Genomic DNA, 23,359 nt, shown 5'->3' on the forward strand with positions numbered 1-23,359 from the left:
CCTCCTCGCAATGACGGCCGAGCCTACTTCGCCGACAGTCGCACCATCTGGCGCCCGCCGTTCATTTCCTTGAGGCTGTTGACGAAGTTTTCCGGGCGCTGCCAGCGATGGGGGACCTTCAATCCCATGAACTCCGCGATGTCGCCGATGAAGCCGGTGCAGTTCACGGTCTCGGCATTCCAGACCGGAGAGCTGGCCTGCAACTCCTTGATATAGGCGAACACGCGCTTGGCGTCGGCTTCGTTCAGGTAGACCCGATAGCTCGCAGTCAGATATTCCGGATCGAGATCGCCGTAGCTGGCGCCGGTCTCGGATGGCACAAAGGTGATGTGACCGAGCACGTAGGCGAGCGTGTCGCCGGCCGGCGTCAGGCCCGCGACCTCGACGGCCTTCTCACTCGTTTTGCCGTACCAGACGAAGGCATGGCCCCAGCTCGCAGCCGTGCGGGCGCGGAAGTCGACGTAATAGGGACCTTTCTCCGCACGCGCCACGGAGCGCCGCGTCGATTGCGGCTGAGGCCGCGGGGCGGTGTCGGTCGTAGCAAGCGCGTTCGCATCGGCAACGCGCCTGTCGGCCTCGTGGGCCGAGGCCGAGGGCGTCGTACACGAGAGCATGGCCGCGAGAGCGAAGCCCGCGAGGATGCAGGATCCCGATCGACCAGCTTTGTTCGTCACGCTATTCCCCCTCGACCATCGGCCGCAAATGTGGCGCGTACTTCGCTGCGCGTCAGTAGCGCGCCGCGACCGGGCCCGGCGCCTTGCCGATCGGGGCCTTTCCAATTGGGCTCTTGCCAATCGGCATCTTGCCGATCGGCGCCTGCTCGCCCGGATAGGCCGGCACGGGCTGGCGGCGCGGCAGATCCGCAGCGTTTGCAGCCGTCGCAAAAGCAAGCGTGGCACCCAGAGCAAATACAATCTTCTTCACAGCGATACCCCTAGAAGGTTTGGTCCAAACACGGTCATGCCGTGCCCCCAGACACGCCTTCCAAAAGGGCGACCGAATGCGTCCAAGTTGCGGCGCGCACGGGACATGTTGGCGGCATTGATCGGGCGCGCGAAGATGTGATGTGTCTGGATGTTCGGGGGGGGGCGACGGTCCTAGCCCGGATGAGCGCAGCGATATCCGGGTGTTTAGGGCAGCCTGCTCCCCGGATGTCGCTAACGCTCATTCGGGCTTCAGCAGCTGCACTCACCCGCTCCGGTTCAAACTATTCCGGATCGTCGCGAAGATGCCGCGATGTCTTGCGAAATGCATCGCCGGAGCGCGCAACACCGGGATTCCGTCAATGCCAGGCGCTGCGGAAAGACGCGAGGTGATGCGCGTGTCCCTGTGCCGGCCCACTTGCACCCAGGCCAGCCGCCAGCGCCAAGACGTACCAACGTATCCGGACTATTGCTTGCCGAGTAAGTTCGAACGGATCTTGTCGGCGAACCAGACCACGAAGATCGCGGCGAACGAGAGAGCGAAGTACAGCACCGTCCACAGAAGTGCGTTACCGGCATTCGTCATTGCGTCCTCCCTTGCATCAGAAATCAATTTTTGCCGGGAGGATAGCGTTGGCCGCGACGGCCGATTTGCGCCGGATCAATTTTGCGCCGGATCAATGTTGCTGCGCTGCGGCGACGAGAAAGTCTACAGCCGAAACTCGTTGGTGAGCTCGCCGATGCCGTCGATCGCGACGGTCACGGTGTTGACGGGCTCCTTCATCACGCCGACGCCGACAGAGGTGCCGACCGCGATGAGGTCGCCGGGCAGCAGGGTCATGTCGTGGGAGATCCTGCTGACCAGATCCTGCGCGCGGAAGATCATGTCCGAGATCGGGTAGTTCTGCCGCTCCGCGCCGTTGAGGATGGTGCGCACCGTGAGTTTTGCGGGATCGAGACCGGTCGCGATCACAGGGCCGAACGGGCCGTAATCGTCGATGCCCTTGGCGCGGGCCCATTGCGGGAAGGTGGGGTCGCGCGTCAGGATGTCGTTGGCGGTGATGTCGTTGACGCAGGTGTAGCCGAAGATGAAGGCATCGGCTTCGCCAGGCGACACGCGGGCGCAGGTCTTGCCGATGATGATGCCGAGCTCGCCCTCGTAGGTGGTCTTGCCGTCGTAGTAAGAGGGGCGGCGGATCACGGCACCGGGTGCGGCGATGCTGGTGGTGGCCTTGAGCAGGTAGAGCGGCTCCTGCGGTTCGGGCTGGTTCAGCTTGGCCGCGAGCGCGTGGAAATTATTCCAGAGCGCGACGATCTTGCTGGGCACGCAGGGCGCAAGCAGCTCGACGTCCGAGAGCGCCAAAATCTTGCCCGTTGCAGCGTTGTGACCGAACATCTCGCCCTCGTGCACGGTGATGGCCGAGGACGTTAGCGTGCCGAAGTTCGTCGTGCCGGCATGGCGGAAGCGCAGCCATTTGGTCACGCTCGTCATCACGCCACCGCCAGTGCGCGCGGATCAGCCGGCGTCGAGACGCCGTCATAGAGACCTGCGATGCGGGCGCGCTGCGTCACCATGGCCAGCACCGAATCCAGCGCGGGCGTCGGGATGCCGGTGAGCCGGCCCATCTCCTGCACCACGGTGACGAGCGGATCGATCTCCATCGGGCGGCCGCGCTCGAGATCCTGCAGCATCGATGTCTTGTGCGCGCCGACCTTGCGCGCCCCCTCGATGCGGCGCTCGACGTCGACACGGAACTTGACGCCGAAGGTCTCGGCGATGGCTTGCGTCTCCACCATGATTGCGCGCGACAGCGCGCGCGTGGCGGGATCGGTGCAGATCACGTCGAGCGTGGCGTGGGTCAGCGCGCTGATCGGGTTGAAGCAGACATTGCCCCAGAGCTTCAGCCAGATCTCGTCGCGGATGCGGTCGAGCACCGGAGCTTTCAGGCCGGCGGCGACGAAGAGATCGGCGAGGCGCGTTACGTCCGAGGTGATCTCGCCCGAGGGCTCGCCGAGCGGAAAGTTGTTGCCGTAGACGTGGCGGATCACGCCGGGCGCCTCGATCTCGGTGGCGGGATAGACGATGCAGCCGATGGCGCGCTCGGCCCCCAGCTCGCGCCACTGCCGGCCGCCGGGGTCGATGCTCTCCAGCGTCGAGTTCTCGTATTGGCCGCCGTGCTTGTAGAAGTACCAATAGGGAATGCCGTTGACGGCAGTGACGATGCGGGTGTGAGGCCCGAGCAGCGGCTGCATCTTCTCGATCACGCCGGTGATCGAATGCGCCTTCAGCGTGATGATGATGAAGTCCTGCACGCCGAGTTCGGTGGGATCATCGGTGCAGCGCGGATGAACGGTATGTTTTTCCTCGCCCGCGAGCAGCGTCAAGCCGCGCTCGCGCATGGCGGCGAGGTGCGCGCCGCGCGCGATCAGGCTGACGTCGGCGCCCGCGCGCGCGAGCTGAACCCCGAGATATCCGCCGATCGCGCCGGCGCCGTAGATGCAGATCTTCATGAAATCCTCGCGAGCAGAGACCGGATTTTGGGACGAAAGATCCGGTCCGGCTCGGAGAGATCCGAGCCGGGGCCGGCAGTCGCAGGGGAAGTTTTGCCGCTTCTTAGGCTGCCGCTTGCGGCGCGCCGTTGAGAGCCTCGTCGATAGCGGCAGCGATGTCGCGCATGCTGATGACGGAGACCAGGCTGTAATCGTCGATCACGGGCAGATGGCGGATGTGATGACGGTTCATCAGATGCCGGACGTGCTCGATCGTGTCCGAGGAGGTGCAGGACACCAGCTGCTGCACCGAGACCAGCTGGGAGACCTTGACGTTGACGGCGCCCGCGCCGTGCTCGGCGACGGCGCGCACCACGTCGCGCTCGGTGAACATGCCGACCGCGGTGTTGCCTTCGGAGCGGACCACATCCTTGACCACCAGCGCGCTGATATTGTTGGCGCGCATCAGCTTGGCCGCGATCCCCACCGTTTCGTTCATCCGCACCGTGACAACGCGCGGCGTCTTCTTGCGCAGAATGTCTCCGACCAGCATTGCAACCTCCCTGGGTGAGTGTTGAGGAAGTGTGGTATACATAATGCCAATCGTCAAGCGCTGGATTTGGGGGATCCGAAAAATCTTGCGACAGGAGTGCTGACGTTATTCGCCCTGCCCAAAAAGAAAGGGGCGCATCGCTGCGCCCCTTCTTAAAGCCGGCAAGGTGCGGCGGCTTACGCCGTCTCGGTCTTGGCAGTGCCGGTCGCGGTCTCCGCGCGCTCGGCTACCTGGCCGAGGATGAAGGCGCGGCGCAGCGGCTTGATCACGAAAAGCGCCATCAGCGCCGCCATGGCGTTCAGCGCCACCGCCGCCACGAATACGGCCTTCCAGCCATAGGCGGTCGAGATCACGCTCGCGAGCGGGACGAGCAGGGAGGCCGTGCCCTTCGCAGTGTAGAGCATGCCGTTGTTGGTGGTTGCGAACTTCGCACCGAAGGTGTCGCCACAGGTCGCGGGGAATAGCGAATAGATCTCGCCGAACACGCCGAAATAGACCGCGGTCGCCAGCACGAAGACGACAGGCACCCGGCCATAGGCCGAGAGCATCAGCAGCATCAAGGCGGCGGTGCCGAAGGCGATGAACATCGTGGGCTCGCGGCCGATCGTATCGGAGACCCAGCCGAAGAAGGGGCGCCCGAATCCGTCGAGGATGCGATCGAGCGAGATCGCGAAGGTCAGCGCCGCCATCTGGAAGCCGGCGAGCGTCACCGGCGTGTCCGCAATCCCAAAGTCGTGCGCGATCGGGGCGATCTGCGCCGCAGTCATCAGCCCGCCGGAAGCGACCATGACGAAGACAAGATACATCACCCAGAAAACAGAGCTGCGCAGCACTTGCGGCGGGGTGAACTCGATCCTGGTCTGCGGCAGGTTGAGCTGCTTCTTCTTCGGCGGAATGGAGAGGCGCGGCGGCTGGATGAAGAAGGCGAGCACGAACACGACGAGGCCCTGGCCGATGCCGAAGGTGAGGAAGGCGTGCTGATAGCCGCTTGAGGCGATCATGCTCGCGATCGGCACGATCGTGATCGCGGCACCCGCGCCGAAGCCGGCGGCGGTCGCGCCCGCCGCGAGGCCGCGGCGGTCGGGAAACCATTTCAGCGCGTTGCCGACGCAGGTGCCGTACACCGCGCCCGCGCCCATGCCGCCGACGATCGCCGCCGCATAAAGCAGGGTGAGGCTGTCGCCGTAGGCGTCGAGGATCCAGGACAGCGCGATCATCACGCCGCCGAACATGATGACGATGCGCGGGCCGTATTTGTCAACGAACCAGGCCTCGACCGGCACCAGCCAGGTTTCGGTGACGACGAAGATGGTGAAGGCGAGCTGGATCGCGGCGCGCCCCCAGTGGTGGGCGGCATCGATCGAATCGACGAACAGCGTCCAGCCATATTGCAGATTGGCGATCATCGCCATGCAGGCGATGCCCATGCCGAGCTGGAGCCAGCGGAAACCGGTGCGAAGCGGCGCGGCGGTCACGGCGCCGTCCGGGCTGGAAATCATAAAGAACCTCCCAACGCGCCTGATTGTCTGTGACGCAGGATCGCAAGACGACCTGATGTCGCAAGTGTTGTGGCTTATCGTCGCAGGCGCGATGCGGAGATTGGTATACGATATTCCAGATTGCAAGCCCTAACTTGTCACCCCTTGGTGGGGTCCGCCCGAGTATCGCGAGGCGATAGGGGCGATGGCCAAACAAAAACGCCCGGCCGTGAGGCCGGGCGTCGTGCTTGCTGAACTGGTACGCCGGTCAGATCGTCGATTTCGCGACCACCACCTTGCGCCAGGGCTTGAGCACCGCGATCGCAAGCAGCGAAGCCAGGATGTTGGCGCCGGCGGCGATGATGAACACGCTGTCCCAGGTGCCAGACGACTGCTGCATCAGGTTTGCGACCGGCACCAGCAGCGCGGCGGTGCCCTTCGCGGTGTAGAGCAGGCCGGCATTGGTGGTCGCGAACTTGGCGCCGAACGTGTCGGTGCAGGTCGAGGGGAATAGCGAGTAGATCTCACCCCAGGCGAAGAACACGAAGCCCGAAAGCAGCACGAACCAGACCGGATCGTGGCCCCAGAGGTAGAGCATCCAGATGCCGAACCCTTCCATGCCGAAGGCGATGAACATCGTGTTCTCGCGGCCGATCATGTCGGAGATCCAGCCGAAGAACGGACGCGTCAGGCCGTTGAGCACGCGGTCGATCGTGGCCGCGAAGGTCACCGCCGTCATCGTCACCGCCATCAGTGTGACCGGGACGTTGTCGACCTTCCAGTCGGCCGCGATCGGCTTCAGGTTCGCCGTCACCATCAAGCCGCCGGCGCCGACGATCACGAACATGAAGTACATCAGCCAGAAGATCGGCTGACGCAGCACCTCGGTCGGCTGATAGTTGCGCCGGGTCTGCAGCAGATTGGCATTCGCCACCACGTTCGGCACCTGGCCTGCCTTCGGCGCGAGCAGGAAAAAGGCGAGGATGCAGATGATGATGCCTTGGCCGAGGCCGAAATAGAGGAAGGTGGTCTGGAATCCGCTGTCCTTGATCATGGCCTGGATCGGCGCGACTGTCAGCGCAGAGCCCGCCCCGAAGCCGGCCGCTGTGATGCCGGCCGCAAGACCGCGCTTGTCCGGAAACCATTTCAGCGCGTTGCCGACGCAGGTACCGTAGACGCCGCCGGCGCCGATGCCTGCGATGATCATGCCGAGATAATAGCCGTTCAGCGAGGTCGCATACGCGTTGATCGCCCAGCCGATGGCACAGAGCACGCCGCCGACCAGCACGACGATGCGCGGGCCGTATTTGTCGACGAACCATCCTTCGACCGGCACCAGCCAGGTCTCGAACAGAACGAAGAGCGTGAAGGCCCATTGGATCGAGGCGCGATCCCAGCCGAACGTCTTCTGGATGTCGGGGACGAAGAACGTCCAGCCATATTGATAATTGGCGATCATCACCATCGCCGCCACACCGGTCGCCAATTGCGCCCAGCGATAGGCGTCGCTTACGCGTGCGGCACTAGGGGCCGCTGCTGCCGACTGCACCATGTCCGTCATCAAAAACCCTCCCGAACGCGCCGATCATTTTTATGCATGCGCTGGCGCGCATCCTGGTATGCAATATGCCAATATTCAAGCGAGGACGGGAGGGTGCGGCAAAATAGCGCAGGCTTATTCACATGCGCCAGGAATGCAGGATTGTAAAGCCCGATCGCTGTCGGCGTGACGGCGGCGATTACATTTGATCCAAGCTAACTAACTGTTTTTGCGGTACTTATCCTGGTTCAGGGATGTCGCGGGGCGGTTGTCGAAAGCTTGTGTGCGCGGAGATTTTCCGCGCCTGCACTGGTCGCGGCCGCCGATGCGCAGTCGGTCGGTGACGGCGAAATCCCTGGAATTCTATATTCCAGAAATTGGAGTGCGGCAATTTGGCGTCGGCACCGATGCGGATTGCGCAGATCCCGCCTCACGCCATCGCCGTGCGCAGCCGGCTGTAGCCTTCCTGGATCGCGGACCAGAACAGGGCGACCAGGCCGAGCGCCATGATGGTGCCGACGAGGCCGTTGGAGAAGAACACCCCCAGCGAGCCTTGCGAGCCCAGCAGCGATTGGCGGAAGGCTTCCTCGGCCTTGTCGCCGAGCACGATGGCGAGCACCAGGGGCGCGAGCGGGTAATTGCACTTCTTGAGGAGATAGCCGAGCACCCCGAACACCAGCATCAGCATCACATCGAATGTGCTGTTGTGTACCGAATAGGCGCCGATCGCGCAGAGCACCAGGATCAGCGGCGCGATGATGCCGAACGGCACGCGCAAGATCGCGGCGAATATCGGCACGCAGGTGAGCACGACGATGAGGCCGGCGAGGTTGCCGAGATACATCGAGGCGATCAGGCCCCAGACGAACTCCTTCTGCTCGACGAACAGCATGGGTCCGGGCTGCAGGCCCCAGATCAGCAATCCGCCGAGCAGCACGGCGGCGGTCGGCGAGCCCGGCACGCCAAGCGACAGCATCGGCAGCAGCGCCGAGGTGCCGGCGGCATGTGCGGCCGTCTCCGGCGCGATCACGCCCTCGATCTCGCCCTTGCCGAAGTTGTTGCCGCGCCGCGCCAGGCGCTTGGCGATGCCGTAGCTCATGAAGGAGGCGGGCGTGGCGCCAGCGGGCGTGACGCCCATCCAGCAGCCGATCAGGCAGGACCGCAGCGAGGTCACCCAATAGGCAGGCAGCTCGCGCCAGGTCTGGAGCACGACACGAAGGTTGATGCTGGCATTGCCGCCGCGGAAGGCGAGCCCTTCCTCCATGGTCAGCAGGATCTCGCCGATTCCGAACAGGCCGATCACCGCGATCAGGAAGTCGAAGCCGTTGAGCAGTTCGGTGACGCCGAAGGTCAGCCGCAATTGCCCGGTGATGGAGTCCAGTCCGACGGCCGCGAGCGCAAAGCCCATCATCATCGCCGCGATGGTCTTGAACGGCGGCTCCTTGCTGAGGCCCACGAAGGAGCAGAAGGCGAGGAAATACACCGCGAACTTCTCCGCCGGACCAAATCGCAGCGCAAAGCCTGCGACGAGAGGTGCCACCAGCGTGATCATGATGACGGCAAACAGCGCGCCGACGAAGGAGGAGGTGAAGGCCGCCGTCAGGGCTTCGCCGGGCCTGCCCTGCTGCGCCATCGGATAGCCGTCGAAGGTGGTCGCTACCGACCATGGCTCGCCGGGGATGTTGAACAGGATCGAGGTGATGGCGCCGCCGAACAGAGCGCCCCAGTAGATGCAGGACAGCATGATGATCGCCGACGTCGGCGGCATGCTGAAAGTCAGCGGAAGCAGGATCGCCACGCCATTGGCGCCGCCGAGCCCCGGCAGCACGCCGATGATGACGCCGAGCGTGATGCCGATCACCATCAGCATGATGTTGTAGGGCTGCAGGGCGACCGCGAAGCCGTGAAACAGATTGGCCAACTCTTCCATGTCAAAACGTCCTGCAGCAGCAATTGAATGAATGCGCGGCTCTCACAGGCCGAGCCATTCCTCGAGCGGCCCCTTGGGCAGCGGGACCAGGAACCAGCGTTCGAAAACGAGATAGGTCACGACCGGCATGCCGATCGCGACCGCGGCGACGGTCAGCCAGCGATAGCCGCCGAGCCAGCGCATGAACCAGGCGATGAACACCATCGAGGCAACGTAAAGACCGATGAACGGCATCGAGCCGACATAGATTGCGGTCGGCACGACGACGCTCATGACCTGGCGCAGCTGCCCCCATTCTGCGAACAGCCGGCCATCGTCGTCGCGCCGCGCATGCCAGAGATTGATGGCGCTCGCACCGACGATTGCGGTGCCGACGTAAAACGGAAAGAAGCCGGCGCGCGGCCCCTCCGCGCCCCAGTTGATGCCGGCCTTCAGGCTGCCGAAGATCACGATGAGGCCGAACACGCCGATCAGCAGCGCCATGCCGGTCTCCAGCGTCTTGTGTGCGGGGCCGGTTTCGGATCGGGATCGTTCAGTCATGAGGCCTCCAGGCGGAGATGCGGTCTTTCCAGTCGCTGCCGGCCGAGGACGCCCAGCATCCTCGGCCGGCATCGATGCCGTGGCTCAATTCGATGCGAGGAAGCCGGCTTCCTTCATAAGACCTTCGTGCCGCTTCTCCTCCGCCTCGACCCACTTGGCGTAGTCGGCGCCGGTCAGGAAGGTCGTGTTGAAGGCGCCGCTCTTCATGAACTCCTGCCATTCCGGCGTGGCGCGGACCTTCTTGAACAGCTCGACATAGTATTCGGTCTGATCCTTCGTGACCTTGGGCGACATGAAGATGCCGCGCAGCATGAGATATTCCATCGCAAGTCCCTGCGACTTGCAGGTGGGAATGTCCTTCCAGGCCTTGCCGTCGGCGATCGGCTCGTCATAGGCCATCGGCTGGGCGTCGAAGACGCAGAGCGGACGGAGCTTGCCGCCGCGCCATTGCGCGACCGCCTCGATCGGGTTGTTGACGGTGGAATCGACGTGGTTGCCGACGAGTTGGACGGCGACTTCGCCGCCGCCCTTGTAGGGAATGTAGGTGAACTTGACGTCGATCGCCTTCTCGATGCCGACCGTGATGATCTGGTCTTCCTGCTTGGATCCGGTGCCGCCCATCTTGAACGTGCCGCTTGGAGCCTTCTTCGCGGCTTCGACATAGTCTTTGACGGAGTTGTACGGCTTCTCGGCATTGACCCAGAGCACGAACTCGTCGAGCGCCAGCATCGCGACCGGAGTCAAATCCTTCCAGTTGAAGGGGATGCCCGTCGCCAGCGGCGTCGTGAACAGGTTCGACAGCGTGATGATGATCTTGTGCGGATTGCCCGACGAGGTCTTCACGTCGAGGAAGCCTTCACCGCCGGCGCCGCCGGCCTTGTTGATGACGACCAGCGGCTGCTTCATCAGATTGTGCTTGGTGACGATGCCCTGGATGGTGCGCGCCATCTGATCGGCGCCGCCGCCGGTGCCCGCGGGCACGATGAACTCGACCGGACGGACCGGCTCCCAGGCGGCACGGCTTGCGGTGCTGCTCGCGCACGACATCGCCATTGCCGCCAGCGCGACATTCAGAAAGAATGGCTTCATCTTGTTTCACTCCCTGTCGAACCTCAACGCAGCCGCTCTTTGTCGGCTTGCGTCAGCCCATCTCGATTCAGATGCCTGGTGTCGCCCTTGCGGCCGATTCTCCCAAGGCAGTCCCGGTGGAAGCTTATGAGCAGGCACAACGCGCGGCATCCGCTCCTTTCGGCTAAGCCTGGCCAAGGTTGGTGCAAATGTGCCCCTCGGCCGCTCACGCCGCGCTAAGTCCTCCCTGGCCTTACACTTTTGGTTGTTCAATCGATCTTGCTGGTCAAATGGTATGCGAGATGCCAAGGGGCAAACAATCGGATCGGCGGGCCCATCGGTGGACGAATCGTCGCAGCTGCGATCGCGCGCGTGGTAGGGCGTTAAACAAATATGGCCCCGACATGCGGGGCCATTTGATCAAAATCGGGTCTCGGGTGGTCTGCGACCCCGCCGTCGCGCGGGGCCGCCAGCCATTATTACAGCCCGAAACGGGGGAGGTCGCCGTTGCGCAGCGAGATCTGGGCGCTCGCCATCAGCAGGCGGTCGATGGTGGCGACCAGACGCGCGAGCAGGGAGCTGGAGGGCGCGAGAGCGACGGAAGCGGTCTTGGACATCGGAATTCCCTTTCTCGAGACGGTCAGCCTTGTTGTCTCATTTCTGGGAACAATCTATGTATACCAGATGCCAAAAGCCATCACTTTGTTTGCATAGCAGCATCCGTCGCCTTGCATTGCAGCATAATGCTCCCTCAACGCGCGTGGGAACCGGCCAATGCAATCCTTGGCACGCATTTTTCCGTCGACGCTGGCCGGCGACTGCGTCCAATCTTCGCCTGGAATAGCATGCCCGAGGAGAAGCAGATGCAACGTCTCCGATTGGCGGTATGGGTGGTCGCCGTTCTGGTGGGAGTCGGCGTCGCGGCTGGGGGTCCGGCTGCCAGCGCGAATGAAATCTACCAAATGACCAAATTCACCTTCTGCGGGGTTCCGGAGCAAGGCGGCACCAAAAGCGTCACAATATCGACGGCTGCATTCAGCGAGGGCGGAGCACGGGTCGCCAACGCCACCGAGGGACGCATTGTCCGCATTTGCGAAACAGCCACAGGCCGCGAAATCGCGTCGCTCGCTGCGCCGAGCTCGCGCGGTGGGGATGACGACCTCATCCGCTTCGTCGCCTTCAGTCCGGATGGCACGCGCCTTGTCACGGCATCCGACGACCGGATGCTACGTCTATGGGACATCGCCGGCGGTCGCGAGCTCGCCGCGCTCAAGCACCCATCGCGGGTTGCCTCCGCCACCTTTAGTTCGGACGGCACGCGGCTCGCCACGTCAACCAATGACTATGTCGTACGCATCTTCGATGTTGCAGGCGGCCGCGAGATTGCCGTGCTCCAGCCTCCGTCGCCGGTCATCTTCGCCGCCTTCAGCCCTGACGGCAAACGTCTCGTCACGACCTGCTGGGAAAATACGGTTCACATGTGGGACGCCGCCACCGGCCGCGAGATCGCGATCATGATCGGGCATGACGCGAAGGCCATCAGGGCGCGCTTCAGCCCGGACGGTGCACGCATCGTCACTGCGTCCGAGGACAACACTGCGCGCATCTGGGATGCCGCAAGCGGTCGCGCGCTGCGCGTCCTCAGGCACAAGTCGCCGGTCCGCTCCGTCGCCTTTAGCGCGGACGGCACGCGCATCGTCACGAGCGCCGGAAAGGAGGCGCGTGTTTTCGACGCCGCCACCGGCCGCGAGCTCGCCGTCCTGAAGGGGCACGAGAGCGACGTGAACGATGCAGTCTTCAGCCCCGATGGCGCGCGCATTGCCACCGCATCCGGTGATCGAAGCCCGCGGCTCTGGAATGCCGGCGGTGGCGGTGAAATCGCGGTGCTGAAGGGCGATCATTCTGCCACGGCAACCATTGCGTTCGGCCCGGACGGTCAGCGCATCTTCGCAGGAGGGGGTGCCGAGACGGTGATGTGGACGAAGCTCGCGGCGGCGAGGCTGCCTGACAAGATCGCCGGCCTGTGGTTCGGCAATTTTGGACCGCCGAACGAGCCGGCTGAAATCACCAGGGAAAGATGCGTCAGGAGCCCGATCAGGATCGGCGCGGATGGATTGATCGTCTTTTTCGAGGTCGGCAGTTCCGAGCCGCCTCAGCCCATCCTGCATTTGCGTTGCACCTCGGAGCTGAGCTGTCAGATCTTTGCTGGCGCGCCGGATCAAGGGCTCGAGGCGCAGGGCACCGGTCAGCTCGAGATCTCAGGCGATTCCGGCAAGCTCTGCCTTGGCGGAGAATGCCGCCCCATCGCGCGCTGTCGCGTTATCACGTGGACTGAGCAGGAGCGCAAGAGCGGCTTCGTCAAGCGATGGGAGACGGGAGTGCAAGCGCCGCCACGCTGATAAGCCGCGGTCGTTGCGCGGCTCGGCGACCCTGCTTGCGCAGCGAGCGGCCATGATGGACCGGAGGCTTGGCAGGGCAGTGCAAAGCCGCTAGTGGTTTGCCCCTCTTTCCGGTCATCATTCAGAGTGGTTCATGGCGAGCGCCTCGCCCGCCGTCTCGATCGGCATCGATTTTGGCACGAGCAACACGGTCGTTGCGCTGGCGGCGGACGACCGCCGGGTCGAGGCTATTCGCTTTGACCACGGCGGGCAGCGCTACAGCGTCTACGTGTCGGCCCTGTGCTTCTGGGAGGATCGGCCGGGCGCTGGCGCCCAGGCCGAGGGGGGGCCGTGGGCGATCGAGCAGTTTCTCGAAGGGCGCCACGTCTACCGCTTCCTGCAATCGTTCAAGACGTTCGCCGCGAGCGCCAGCTTCAACACCACGCAGGTCTTCCGCCAGCGCTACAAATTCGAGGACATTTTGGCGGCGTTCCTGCGCACGCTGGCGCGCCATGGCGGGGAGAAGTTCGACTTCGAGGCGGCGAACATCACCGTCGGCCGCCCGGTGCGCTTTGCCGGCGGCAATCCGGACGAGGCGCTGGCGATGCAGCGCTACCGCGCCGCGTTCGAGCGCTTGGGCGCCGGCCACGCGCGCTATGTCTACGAGCCCGTGGGCGCGGCCTTCTCCTTTGCCCGCAGGCTGGAGCGCGATGCCACCGTGCTGGTCGCCGATTTCGGCGGCGGCACCAGCGATTTCTCCGTGATGCGTTTCTCGCGTGCGGGCGGCGTTCTTCGGGCCGAGCCGCTCGGCCACGCCGGTATCGGCGTTGCCGGCGACACCTTCGATTATCGCATCGTCGACCATATCGTGTCGCCGCGGCTCGGCAAGGGCTCCAGCTTCCGCTCGTTCGACAAGGTGCTGCCGGTTCCGACGGGCCATTACACCAATCTCGCGCGCTGGCATCAGCTTGCGATGATGAAGAGCAACGGCGATCTGCGGGAGCTGCGCGAGCTCCAGCGCACCGCGCTGAAGCCGGAGCTGCTCGAGGATTTCATCACTATCGTCGATCTCGACCTCGGCTTTGCGCTGTACCGCGCGGTGTCCGACGCCAAGGTCGCGCTCTCGGCGCAGGACGAGGTGGACTTCCGCTTCAAGGGCGGCGGCGTCGACATCGGCGCGGCCATCACGCGGAAGAAATTCGAAGCCTGGATTGCCGACGACATCGCCCGGTTAGGTGCCACCGTCGACAAGGTGTTGGCCGAGGCCCGTATCGCCTCGCGCGAGGTCGAGAAGGTGTTTCTGACCGGCGGCACCTCGTTCGTGCCTGCGGTCCGAAAATTGTTCGCCGACCGCTTCGGCAACGAGCGGCTGATGTCCGGCGACCAGTTCGAGTCGATCGCCTATGGCCTGGCGCTGATCGGGCACAGTCCGGATCCGGACCGCTGGACGGTGGGCGGGGAAGTCAAGCCGAAGGGCGCGTAACGATCGTTCGCCATCGGTCGAATCTGCTTCGCTGGCAGCTGCGGTTCAATGCGGCCGTGCAGATATATCTGCAGGCTCGATGTGAGCCATTTTCTTCTCGGAGGGTTCTCATTCTCCGTCATTGCGAGCGCAGCGAAGCAATCCAGAATGGTTCTGCTGAGGGACTCCGGATTGTGTCGCTCCGCTCGCAATGACGATGTGCGCGGTGCCGTAGGGTGGGCAAAGGCGCGCTCTTCGCGCGCCGTGCCCACCATCTTGTTCGAGGTTGAGAGAGCGTTGGTGGGCACGCTGCGCTTTGCCCACCCTACGACGCTGATGTCGTTGCTACTGGTTGATCTCCGGCTCGACAAGCTTCGCCAGATTGCGCAGCGATTCCTGCCAGCCGAGATAGCAGGCTTCGACGGGAATGACGTCGGGCAGGCCGGACTGCGTGATGTCGATCTCGGTGCCGACCGAGACCTTCTTCAGGATCACGGTCACCTCGATCAGGCCCGGCAGGTTGGGGTCGTCGAACTTGTCGGTGTAGCGAAGGCGTTCGTTCGGGACGAGCTCGATAAATTCGCCGCCGAACGAGTGGCCGTTGCCCGTCGTGAAATTCCGGAACGACATCTTGAACGTGCCGCCGACCTTGGGCTCGAAATGATGCACGGTGCAGGTAAAGCCGTTCGGCGGAAGCCATTTCGCCATCGCGTCGGCTTCCAGGAAGGCGCGATAGACCTTCTCCGGGCTGGTGGCGAGAACGCGGTGCAGGCGGACGGTGTTGGGCATGGTTGTTATCCTCAGTGTTGATGGGCCCGAGCTGGCCTCTATGGCCCATTCATGTCACGAGGACGACCGGGATGCTGCCGATCCGACAGGGGCCTTACGAACTTTTTGTCGCGGGTGCCGGCCTGCCGGACTGCCCATCACGCCTGGCGGGCGTTCGCGACGTCAAGATGATTGTGCGAGCGATCGTCAGCCGACTGCTGGAACTCTGCTCGAATTTGACCGCTGGGTGAGGAACAGGGGGCGTATCGGCTTGTTGTCCGCGGTGACAACAGGAGACGGGTCAGATGATCAGGAAGCTCATGCTGGGTGCGGTGATCGCGTCGATGATGGGATCCGCTGGAATGGCGCAGCCCAGTCAGCCACAGGGAGGTGCGCAAGCTGGGGTGGGCGGGACAAGCGACACCACGAAGGACAGCGGCAAAACCAAAGGCGGCGTGACGACAGGAACGTCTTCGACTGACGCCGGCGCCGCGGATAGCTCAGGCAGCAGCGCCCCTGGCGGACAATCTTCCAAGAAGGGCACGATGTCGAAGTAAGCTTGGGATTCGCTCATCGTTCGGTCTACGGCCAAACGATGGGCGCAAACCTCAAGCCGCGGCGAGGAAGCAAGACTCAACGAGCGGTATGCCAGGCTCGGCCTACGTCGCCACGTCCTGCGGCGTCATCGTGTATGCCAACCTATAGCGGCCGTTGGTTGGGTTTTCGCAAGCGCCGATCCCGTGAAGCGATGAGGGCGACAACCGTTCGGCGATCACGTCCTCCATCGCATCGGCATCGTACCCGACAGCAGCACGATCCAGTCGGCTGCGCCGTCCCCGCCGCGGATCTGCTGCTCCCTGGTGGGCGCGCCCATGCGGGGCGTGTCCATGACGAGGAGGTGGGCACCTGTCACCCCCGGCCGCTGTGCCAATGCGGCGAGCGTGTCGATGAGGCGCGCCTGCAACTCCGCTTCCCGCCCGGCCTGTGGCGACAGCCTGATCGTCGCAAGCGATCCCGCCACGCCACCGCCGAAGCTCCCGACGATCCGGCACTGGCTGCGCACCATGCCGAGATGATGCGGCATCATCTTTGTCGACCACGGCGTCGGCGCATTGAGCCGGTCGAGATAGCCCTTCGAGGTGAGAACCTCATACTCCGCTAGCTCATAGAGCACGAAGAAACCTTCCGCGTCCGTCGTGCTGGTCCAGCGCGATCCGCGTCGGAAGCCGGGAATGCTCATCCGCTCGGGAAAGTGCTCGTGCGAATGCCAATCGCCGAACTCGCTGCGCTGCGACGGCGGCCTTGCCCAGCAGTGACATGCTGACCTCCCTGCTTTGCGGTCAATCTGCCTCAACGTCGAGAGCGGCGGCAAGGTGTGTCAGCTTGGAAGGCCGAGCCACAATTCCGCTACAGCGCGGACTGCACCCCTGAAGTGAGACACGATAATTACAGTGACAGGCATTTCGGGGATGACCTGTGGCAGGACGAGGAAGGAAGCGTCAGTTTCCGACGGCTTAGAAGTTGAAGGTGATCAGTTTTGCGCGTCAAACCGGGCGAGCGCTACGCAAGAACCCTGCTTTCGATTTCGCCGCGCTCGATCGTCAGCGTCACGTCGGCGAAGGTCTCGAGCAGCTTCGGGTTCGACTCCGTGATCAGCAGGGTAATGTCCCGGTCCTGCGAGCGAAGCCGACGCAGCGCCTCGGCGTACCTCTGCGCCAGCACAGGGGCGAGGCCTTGGAACGGCTCGTCCAGAATGACGAGGCGGGTGCCTAGCATCAGGGCGCGCCCGAGGGCGACCATCTTCCCTTGGCCGCCCGAGACGGAGCCCGCCGGGCGACTCGCTAGTTCCTCGAGTTCCGGCAGGACGGAGTAGGCTCGCTCCAGCCGCCGGAGCGCCTCGTCCGCGCTAAGTTTCGCGACGCGACCGGGCAAAAGAATGTTCTCTTCCACCGTAAAGGCCGAGAAGAGACGACGGTCCTCGGGGGCGTAGCCGATGCCTAAGAAGGGCCGGCGGTGCGGAGGAACATGGCCCAAGTCCTGACCGCCCAGGCGCACGGTGCCGCTCGCCTTCGTGAAGCCCATGATGGTCCGTACCGTCGTGGTTTTGCCGGCGCCGTTTCGCCCGATGAGCGCGGCGGTCGCGCCCGGCTGCAGCGAGAAGCTGACGCTGCGCAGCACCGGCGCATCGGCGATCGCGACGTTGACGTTCTCGAAGTCCAGCATCGCCGTCATATGCCGATCACCTGTTCACGGACCTTGGGATCGGCCAGAACCTCCGCCGGTGTGCCGACCTTTTGGATCTTCCCGACGTTCCACACCGCGACTCGGTGGGCATAGCGCTCCACCATGTCCATGTCGTGCTCGACGAAGACCGAAGTTACATTTTCCTTGGCGAGCGCGGACGTCAGGATGTCCATGATCTCCAGCTTTTCGGCGGAGGCGACGCCCGAGGTGGGCTCGTCCATCAGCAGCAGTCTGGGCTTCAGCGCGAGCGCCAGAGCGATGTCGACCAGCTTGCGTTGTCCCTCGGGAAGCTCCCTCGCCTTGCGAGACGCGTACAACTTGACGCCGACGAGATCCAGAAGGCGCTCCATTTCAGGCAGCTCAGGCAGGGCGGAAAGAGCCCTAAAGCCGGAAGGGCTTCCCAGCCGCGAGGCCGCCGCGATCAGCATGTTCTCCATCACCGTCTGATCGAGAAAAAGCTGCGGTATCTGAAAGGCCCGCGCGATGCCGAGCTTGGTGATCGTGCGCGGGAGCTGCGCCGTGATTTCCTGGCCTAGGAAGGTGATGCTTCCGGCCTGCGGCCGCAGATAACCCGTTGAGATGTTGAGGAAGGTTGTCTTTCCGGCGCCGTTCGGTCCGATGATCGCGAGGTTCTCGCCTTGGAGAACGTCCAGATCGATACCGTCTGCGGCGACGACGCCACCGAACCGGATCTTGATGCCCTTCGCGGAAAGGAGGACGTTGGCCATCAATGTCCTCCCTGCTTCGCCTGACCGTAGCGCTGCCTGAGACCTATCAGTCCGTTGGGCGCATAGAGAATGATGACGATCAAGACCACGCCGAGGATCAACTGCCAGGTGTCGACCAGGTGGGCCGCCGCATAGAAGCGCACGCACTCGAACATCGCCGCGCCGGCGAACGCTCCGAAAGCGTGGGCGCTGCCGCCGAGGATCGCGATAAAGACGAACTCGCCCGACTTCGTCCAGAACCCGAACTCAGGCGTGGCGATCTGCTGGATGATCGCCACCAGCGTGCCGCCGATGCCGCCGAGAAAAGCCGAGATCACGTAGCCTATCAGAAGCACGCGCCGTGCGGACGTCCCGAGGTACTCGAGCCGGGTCTCGTTCGATTTGATTGCACGCAGCATATGTCCGAGCGGGCTATCGAGATAGCGTTGCACGCCGTAGAAGGCGACGACCGCAATCAAGAGGCTCACGTAGAGAATGACGTACTGGAAGGTTTCGGGCGTAAACGACAGCCCCAACAGGGCCGGACGAGGGACCCGGATGCCGTCGGCGCCGTTGGTGTAATGAAACATCTTCTCCAGCAGCGACCACAGCACCATCGAAAACGCCAGATTCAGCATTCCGAAAAAGATCTCCCGGTAGCGCACGACGAAGAGCCCGACGATGAGGCCGAAGACGGCGGAGGTTATGCCGCCCAGCGCGATAAAGAGCACGATGTCGCCGCCACCGACGTACTTGCCCCAGAACGCCGCGGTATATGCCCCGGTAGCGAAGAACATTGCATGTCCGAACGACACCTGCCCCGCCTGCAGCAGAAGAATGATACCGAGAACGACGATGCCCTTCGCGAGGATCAACGCGAACAAGGTCGCCCAGCTCGATACCAAAAGGGGCGCGACGGCGCTGACCAGAAAGAAGATGATCGCGATCGTGGTGACCGGCTTGATGCGACCGCTCATCATATCTTCCTTACCTGCACGGCGCCGAAGAGGCCGAACGGGCGCATCAGAAGCACCAGCACCATCAGCAGATAGGGAACGAGAACTTCGAATTCCGGCTGAAGATAGATCACGAAGGCACGGGTCAGGCCGATCATCAGCGCGGTGAGCGCGGTGCCCTCGATCTGGCCGAGACCCGCGGTCGCAGCGACGGCAAAGGAAAGCACGATCATATCGGCGCCCATTCCGGGGACCAGCGATGTGGTCGGCGAGGCAAGGGCGCCTCCCAACGCGGCCAGACTCGCGCCGATGACGAAGGTGACGAAATATACGCGTTTTGCGTCAATCCCGATGGCCGTCGAAGCTTCGCGGTCCTCCGTGACCGCAAGGATCACCGCTCCCGACAGCGTCCTGCGCAGGAAGTAGCGGAGCCCGAGCAGCGTCGCCAATGCGACGCCGGGCAGGAGAATGACCTGGTACGACGTGTAGCTGACGCCGAACACGGCGACGTTGGGAAGTAGTCTCAACGGCTCCGCGGCGAAGATGGGCTGCACGCCCCAGATCAGACGCTGCAGGTTGTCCATGATCATGAAGGCGGCGAAAGTGATCAGAAGCTGGAGGACGTCCTCCTGTCCGGAGAGCGGTCGCAGCAGAAACCGTTCGATGAAACCGCCGCACGCGACGCCGATCACGATGGAGGCGGCCAGCAGCGCGGGATAGGTGAGCCAAGGCGAGATCGGCGCGATTGCAAGGCTGAACGTCGCAGCCAGGTAGGCGCCGAACGCGTACAGCGAACCGTGCGCGACGTTGACCACGCGCAGCACGCCGAAAATCAGGCTGAGCCCGACCGAGACCAAGAACACCAGTGCGGCGTAGCTGATCCCATCGAGGATAGCCAAAATAGCGAGTGTCGAGTTCATGATGGCCTTCGGAAGAGGTCCGTCCTCCGGGACGCGGCTCGGAGGACGGGGATCAAAAGTCGAGCGTGCCGTTACGGAGCTTTGAAGGTCGGCACGTCCATTTTGACGAAGTCCGGCTTGAGCGTCTTGAGCCACTCAACCGACCGTACGCCAGCCGGGTTGGTGATCATCCTCGGATCGAAGATCATAATGTTGTCGAGCAGCTTGAAGTCGTATCCCGGAACCGACTTGGTGACGCCGACCAGCTGAGCTTCGAGACCCTGGTTGTCCTCGGGCCGCAGCGTAATCGGACGGCCGAAGCCGGTGGCGAACTCGATGCCCGCGGTCGCGTCGACGACCTGTTCGCGCGTGGGCCAGTTGCCGCCGTTGGACTTGATCGCCTTGTCGTAGGCCGTCTGCAGGGCCTTGAACGCCTGCGCCATGTGATAGACCGGGTAGATCGGCCATGCACCGGTCTTCGCCTTGAAGGCTTCATTGAACGCCTTGAAGGCCGCGTCGTCCTTCTTCTCGGGATGCAGGAACCAGTGGTCTCCGCGCGCGCCGACGATCAGGCCTTCAGGCAAGTCCTTGCCCAACCGCTGGATCGATGATTCGCCGATCCCGAGCACGAAGGTCGACTGCTGCAACAGGCCGCGCTGACCGGCCTGGCGGACCAGCGTGTCGAGATCTCCGCCCCAAGACGTGGTCAGAACCACATCCGGCCGGAGCGCCAACAGACGGGAAATCTCCGTGGAGTAGTCCGGTGCGCCGAACTTCGGGAAGAGCTCCGCGACGACTTGCACGTCCGGCTTCATCGCCTTGAGCGCGGTCGAGAAGATCTCCCAGCTCTCCCGACCCCAGGCATAATCCTGATTGACCACCGCGATCGTCTTAAAGTCGGGCTTGGTCTTGAGCAGGTAAAGGAGCACGGCCAGCATTTCCGGCGTGCCGTTCGCCTGAGTCCGGAAATTGTACCGGTACTTCTTGGTTTCGAGGATGGAGGCCGCACCGCAGTCCCACATGAAATTCATGACTTTGAGGTCTTCGGCGACCGGCACCAACTGGGTGCAGCTGCCCGACGAAATCGAAGCAAACGTGGCATCGACCTTTTCGTCCTGCACCACGCGTCGGTAGTTCGAGACGAGCGCTTCGCCTCCCGCCCCTTCGTCGATGAAGGAGAGCTTGACCGGCACGCCGCCGATGCCGCCCTTCTTGTTGAGGTCCTCCGCGATCATCTCCGCCGCGGCCTTCGCCGGCACACCGAAGACTGACGCCGGGCCTGACAGGAAGGTCGTGATGCCGATTTTGAGCTCCGACGGCTTGCTCTGCGCAAGCGAGGTGCCCGTAAAGGTCGCAAGTATAAGCCCAGCCGCAATCGCAGCCTTGAGGAATTGCATCGAAAGTCCTCCCTGTCTTATGTGTAGCGCCCGGCTTCAGCCGCCGTGCGCTTCTTCTTGCAACAACGCTACTATAATTGTCGCGTGTTGCCAGCCCTCTTGGCCGCCATTCGCGAGCCGACGAAATCCGGTTCGACGCCACCGCTCATTTCGTCGGCTGCGCATCGATTGGCACGGACAAGGTCCCCAAAAGGGTCAATGCCTCCAATCCCAGGGTGCGATAAAAGCTCCGGCCTGAGCCCTGCGCGCCATTCGCGCCTGCTCTTCCTCTGCGACGTAGGCTTCCGAGTAGCGTCGAAGGGCATGGCCCATCGCCGTCCAGCGGAATGCTGAAGCTTGTGTTGCCGCTTTTGGCTCATCGCTGACGTCCTTGCGCCTCGCGCTGACGTCCGATAACTGGCCTTGGATTCCAGATCTCTGCAGCCCCTTTTCAGGAATGGCGTGTGGCCGGGGACCCGTTCCAACTGGCAGCAGCCAGCGCCCCGAGTGCGCTGCCGGCACGACATCCACGATGGCATAATACCCCTGTTTTGCCCGACGGGTCAGAGTTTTTTCGTCGAATCAGAAATATCGTTGCGGACCAACGGGATGGCTACTGTGCATGGGGTTGTTTTTCCCATTTTCTATTTTGAGCTCCGCGACTGCACGCCTTCACAAGCAAAAAGGGCCGCCCCTTCGGGCGGCCCTTTCGTCTCGTGCAATGTGGGGCCGCTTACTCCGCCGCCTGCTTCTGCGGCGGGTCGAGCGCGCCGGACTTGTGGATCTCGGCGACCTGATGGTCCGAGAAGCCGAGCACCGAACGCAGGATCTCGTCGGTGTGCTCGCCGAGCAGCGGCGAGCGCGTCACTTCGGCCGGAGAATCCGACAGCTTGATCGGGTTGCCGACCGAGATGTACTTGCCGCGGGTGGGGTGGTCGACCTCAACCACGGTGCCCGTCGCGCGCAGCGACTGGTCTTCGGCGATCTCCTTCATCGACAGGATCGGGCCGCAGGGGATGTCGTCCTTGTTGAGGATCTCCATCGCCTCGAACTTGGTCTTGGTCATCGTCCATTGCTCGATGCGGGCGAAGATCTCGTTGAGGCGCGGCAGGCGGGCGGCCGGCTTGGCGTAGTTGGGATCGGTCTTCCAGGAGGGCTCGCCGATGACGTCGCAGATCTTCTCCCAGACCGGGGCCTGGGTGATGAAGTAGATATAGGCGTTGGGATCGGTCTCCCAGCCCTTGCACTTCAGGATGCGGCCGGGCTGGCCGCCGCCGGAATCGTTGCCGGCGCGCGGCACAGCGTCGCCGAACGGCACCCCTTCGCCGAACTGGCTGTATTCCTTGAGCGGGCCGTGGGCGAGGCGCTGCTGGTCGCGCAGCTTGACGCGGCAGAGGTTGAGCACGCCGTCCTGCATCGCGGCGGTGACGCGCTGGCCCTTGCCGGTGTGGGTGCGCTGGTAGAGCGCGGTGACGATACCGAGCGCGAGGTGCAGGCCGGTGCCGCTATCGCCGATCTGTGCGCCGGTGACGAGCGGCACGCCGTCGCGGAAGCCGGTGGTGGAGGCGGCGCCGCCGGTGCACTGGGCGACGTTCTCATAGACCTTGCAGTCTTCGTACGGTCCGGGGCCAAAACCCTTGATCGAGGCGACGATCATCTTCGGGTTGATCGCCTGGATCTTCTCCCAGGGAAAGCCCATGCGGTCGAGCACGCCGGGGCCGAAATTCTCCACCAGCACGTCGCACTTCTTGATCAGCTCGGTCAGGACTTCCTTGCCCTTGGGGTTCTTGGTGTCGAGGGTGATCGAGCGCTTGTTGTGGTTGAGCATGGTGAAATACAGGCTGTCCACGTTCGGGATGTCCTGCAGCTGGCCGCGGGTGATGTCACCCACGCCGGGGCGTTCCACCTTGATCACGTCGGCGCCGAACCATGCCAGCAACTGCGTGCAGGTCGGTCCGGATTGAACGTGGGTGAAGTCGAGAATGCGAACGCCCTCGAGCGCTTTGGTCATCATCTTGCTCCGTACTCTGTCTGCCCCTGCACCCGC

Annotated in this window: 21 protein-coding genes; 3 read left to right on the forward strand and 18 right to left on the reverse strand. The window is 63.5% G+C overall.

Features of this window, described 5'->3' with window-relative positions; translation table 11 throughout:
- Positions 1-23: 23 nt before the first annotated feature.
- From HZZ16_RS00660 to HZZ16_RS00705, 10 genes are all read right to left on the reverse strand, one after another.
- On the reverse strand, positions 24-674 hold the full coding sequence (locus HZZ16_RS00660) for a hypothetical protein (RefSeq protein WP_197946490.1): 651 nt from the start codon (positions 672-674) through the stop codon (positions 24-26).
- Between the two features lie 52 nt (positions 675-726).
- Positions 727-924, reverse strand: a complete 198-nt coding sequence (locus HZZ16_RS00665; RefSeq protein ID WP_198399686.1) for a hypothetical protein — start codon at positions 922-924, stop codon at positions 727-729.
- A 708-nt stretch (positions 925-1,632) separates the two neighbouring features.
- Positions 1,633-2,415 (reverse strand): fumarylacetoacetate hydrolase family protein, encoded by a 783-nt coding sequence (locus HZZ16_RS00670; RefSeq protein WP_197946492.1) that lies wholly within the window; start codon positions 2,413-2,415, stop codon positions 1,633-1,635.
- Positions 2,415-3,434, reverse strand: coding sequence for a 2-dehydropantoate 2-reductase (locus tag HZZ16_RS00675; protein WP_197946494.1), 1,020 nt, complete (start codon positions 3,432-3,434; stop codon positions 2,415-2,417). The genes HZZ16_RS00670 and HZZ16_RS00675 overlap by 1 nt, the downstream gene beginning before the upstream one ends.
- Positions 3,435-3,537: 103 nt before the next feature.
- Positions 3,538-3,966: a CBS domain-containing protein gene (locus HZZ16_RS00680; protein WP_197946496.1), complete on the reverse strand. Its 429-nt coding sequence runs from the start codon at positions 3,964-3,966 to the stop codon at positions 3,538-3,540.
- 176 nt (positions 3,967-4,142) lie between these two features.
- The gene (oxlT, locus tag HZZ16_RS00685) at positions 4,143-5,465 is read right to left on the reverse strand and encodes an oxalate/formate MFS antiporter (RefSeq protein ID WP_197946497.1); all 1,323 of its coding nucleotides are present in this window, start codon (positions 5,463-5,465) and stop codon (positions 4,143-4,145) included.
- A 247-nt stretch (positions 5,466-5,712) separates the two neighbouring features.
- Positions 5,713-7,005: an oxalate/formate MFS antiporter gene (gene oxlT / locus HZZ16_RS00690; RefSeq protein WP_197946498.1), complete on the reverse strand. Its 1,293-nt coding sequence runs from the start codon at positions 7,003-7,005 to the stop codon at positions 5,713-5,715.
- Positions 7,006-7,414: 409 nt separating this feature from the next.
- Positions 7,415-8,914 carry a tripartite tricarboxylate transporter permease gene (locus HZZ16_RS00695; protein ID WP_197946499.1) on the reverse strand — a complete coding sequence of 500 codons (1,500 nt, stop codon included), beginning with the start codon at positions 8,912-8,914 and terminating at the stop codon, positions 7,415-7,417.
- 42 nt (positions 8,915-8,956) lie between these two features.
- Complete coding sequence (locus HZZ16_RS00700; RefSeq protein WP_197946500.1) at positions 8,957-9,454, reverse strand: tripartite tricarboxylate transporter TctB family protein; 498 nt, start codon at positions 9,452-9,454, stop codon at positions 8,957-8,959.
- 84 nt (positions 9,455-9,538) lie between these two features.
- The gene (locus HZZ16_RS00705) at positions 9,539-10,543 is read right to left on the reverse strand and encodes a Bug family tripartite tricarboxylate transporter substrate binding protein (RefSeq protein ID WP_197946501.1); all 1,005 of its coding nucleotides are present in this window, start codon (positions 10,541-10,543) and stop codon (positions 9,539-9,541) included.
- 941 nt (positions 10,544-11,484) lie between these two features.
- Between HZZ16_RS00705 and HZZ16_RS00710 the strand changes: the two genes are divergently transcribed.
- Together HZZ16_RS00710 and HZZ16_RS00715 are read left to right on the forward strand one after the other, a co-directional pair.
- On the forward strand, positions 11,485-12,921 hold the full coding sequence (locus HZZ16_RS00710; RefSeq protein ID WP_311973558.1) for a WD40 repeat domain-containing protein: 1,437 nt from the start codon (positions 11,485-11,487) through the stop codon (positions 12,919-12,921).
- A gap of 133 nt (positions 12,922-13,054) precedes the next feature.
- Positions 13,055-14,383, forward strand: coding sequence for an Hsp70 family protein (locus HZZ16_RS00715; protein ID WP_197946503.1), 1,329 nt, complete (start codon positions 13,055-13,057; stop codon positions 14,381-14,383).
- A gap of 324 nt (positions 14,384-14,707) precedes the next feature.
- Here the strand turns inward: HZZ16_RS00715 and HZZ16_RS00720 are convergent, their stop codons facing one another.
- Complete coding sequence (locus tag HZZ16_RS00720; protein WP_197946504.1) at positions 14,708-15,151, reverse strand: SRPBCC family protein; 444 nt, start codon at positions 15,149-15,151, stop codon at positions 14,708-14,710.
- A gap of 284 nt (positions 15,152-15,435) precedes the next feature.
- On the opposite strand from HZZ16_RS00720, the gene HZZ16_RS00725 reads away from it, so the two are divergent.
- On the forward strand, positions 15,436-15,687 hold the full coding sequence (locus tag HZZ16_RS00725) for a hypothetical protein (protein WP_197946506.1): 252 nt from the start codon (positions 15,436-15,438) through the stop codon (positions 15,685-15,687).
- Positions 15,688-15,902: 215 nt separating this feature from the next.
- Here the strand turns inward: HZZ16_RS00725 and HZZ16_RS00730 are convergent, their stop codons facing one another.
- The 7 genes from HZZ16_RS00730 to frc all read right to left on the reverse strand — a co-directional run bounded on the left by HZZ16_RS00730 (position 15,903) and on the right by frc (position 23,323).
- Entirely contained in the window at positions 15,903-16,370 is a 468-nt protein-coding gene (locus HZZ16_RS00730; protein ID WP_246509905.1) for a hypothetical protein, read from the reverse strand.
- Between the two features lie 320 nt (positions 16,371-16,690).
- Entirely contained in the window at positions 16,691-17,362 is a 672-nt protein-coding gene (locus HZZ16_RS00735; RefSeq protein WP_197946508.1) for an ABC transporter ATP-binding protein, read from the reverse strand.
- Positions 17,359-18,102, reverse strand: a complete 744-nt coding sequence (locus HZZ16_RS00740; protein WP_197946510.1) for an ABC transporter ATP-binding protein — start codon at positions 18,100-18,102, stop codon at positions 17,359-17,361. The genes HZZ16_RS00735 and HZZ16_RS00740 overlap by 4 nt, the downstream gene beginning before the upstream one ends.
- Positions 18,102-19,058, reverse strand: a complete 957-nt coding sequence (locus tag HZZ16_RS00745; RefSeq protein ID WP_246509906.1) for a branched-chain amino acid ABC transporter permease — start codon at positions 19,056-19,058, stop codon at positions 18,102-18,104. Before HZZ16_RS00745 ends, HZZ16_RS00740 begins: the two co-directional genes overlap by 1 nt.
- Positions 19,058-19,957: a branched-chain amino acid ABC transporter permease gene (locus tag HZZ16_RS00750; protein WP_197946514.1), complete on the reverse strand. Its 900-nt coding sequence runs from the start codon at positions 19,955-19,957 to the stop codon at positions 19,058-19,060. Before HZZ16_RS00750 ends, HZZ16_RS00745 begins: the two co-directional genes overlap by 1 nt.
- Before the next feature lie 71 nt (positions 19,958-20,028).
- On the reverse strand, positions 20,029-21,333 hold the full coding sequence (locus HZZ16_RS00755) for an ABC transporter substrate-binding protein (RefSeq protein WP_197946517.1): 1,305 nt from the start codon (positions 21,331-21,333) through the stop codon (positions 20,029-20,031).
- Between the two features lie 712 nt (positions 21,334-22,045).
- Entirely contained in the window at positions 22,046-23,323 is a 1,278-nt protein-coding gene (frc, locus tag HZZ16_RS00760; protein WP_197946519.1) for a formyl-CoA transferase, read from the reverse strand.
- Positions 23,324-23,359 lie beyond the last annotated feature (36 nt).

This window comes from Bradyrhizobium glycinis, from assembly GCF_016031655.1.
GTDB classification, from domain to species: Bacteria; Pseudomonadota; Alphaproteobacteria; order Rhizobiales; family Xanthobacteraceae; genus Bradyrhizobium; species Bradyrhizobium glycinis.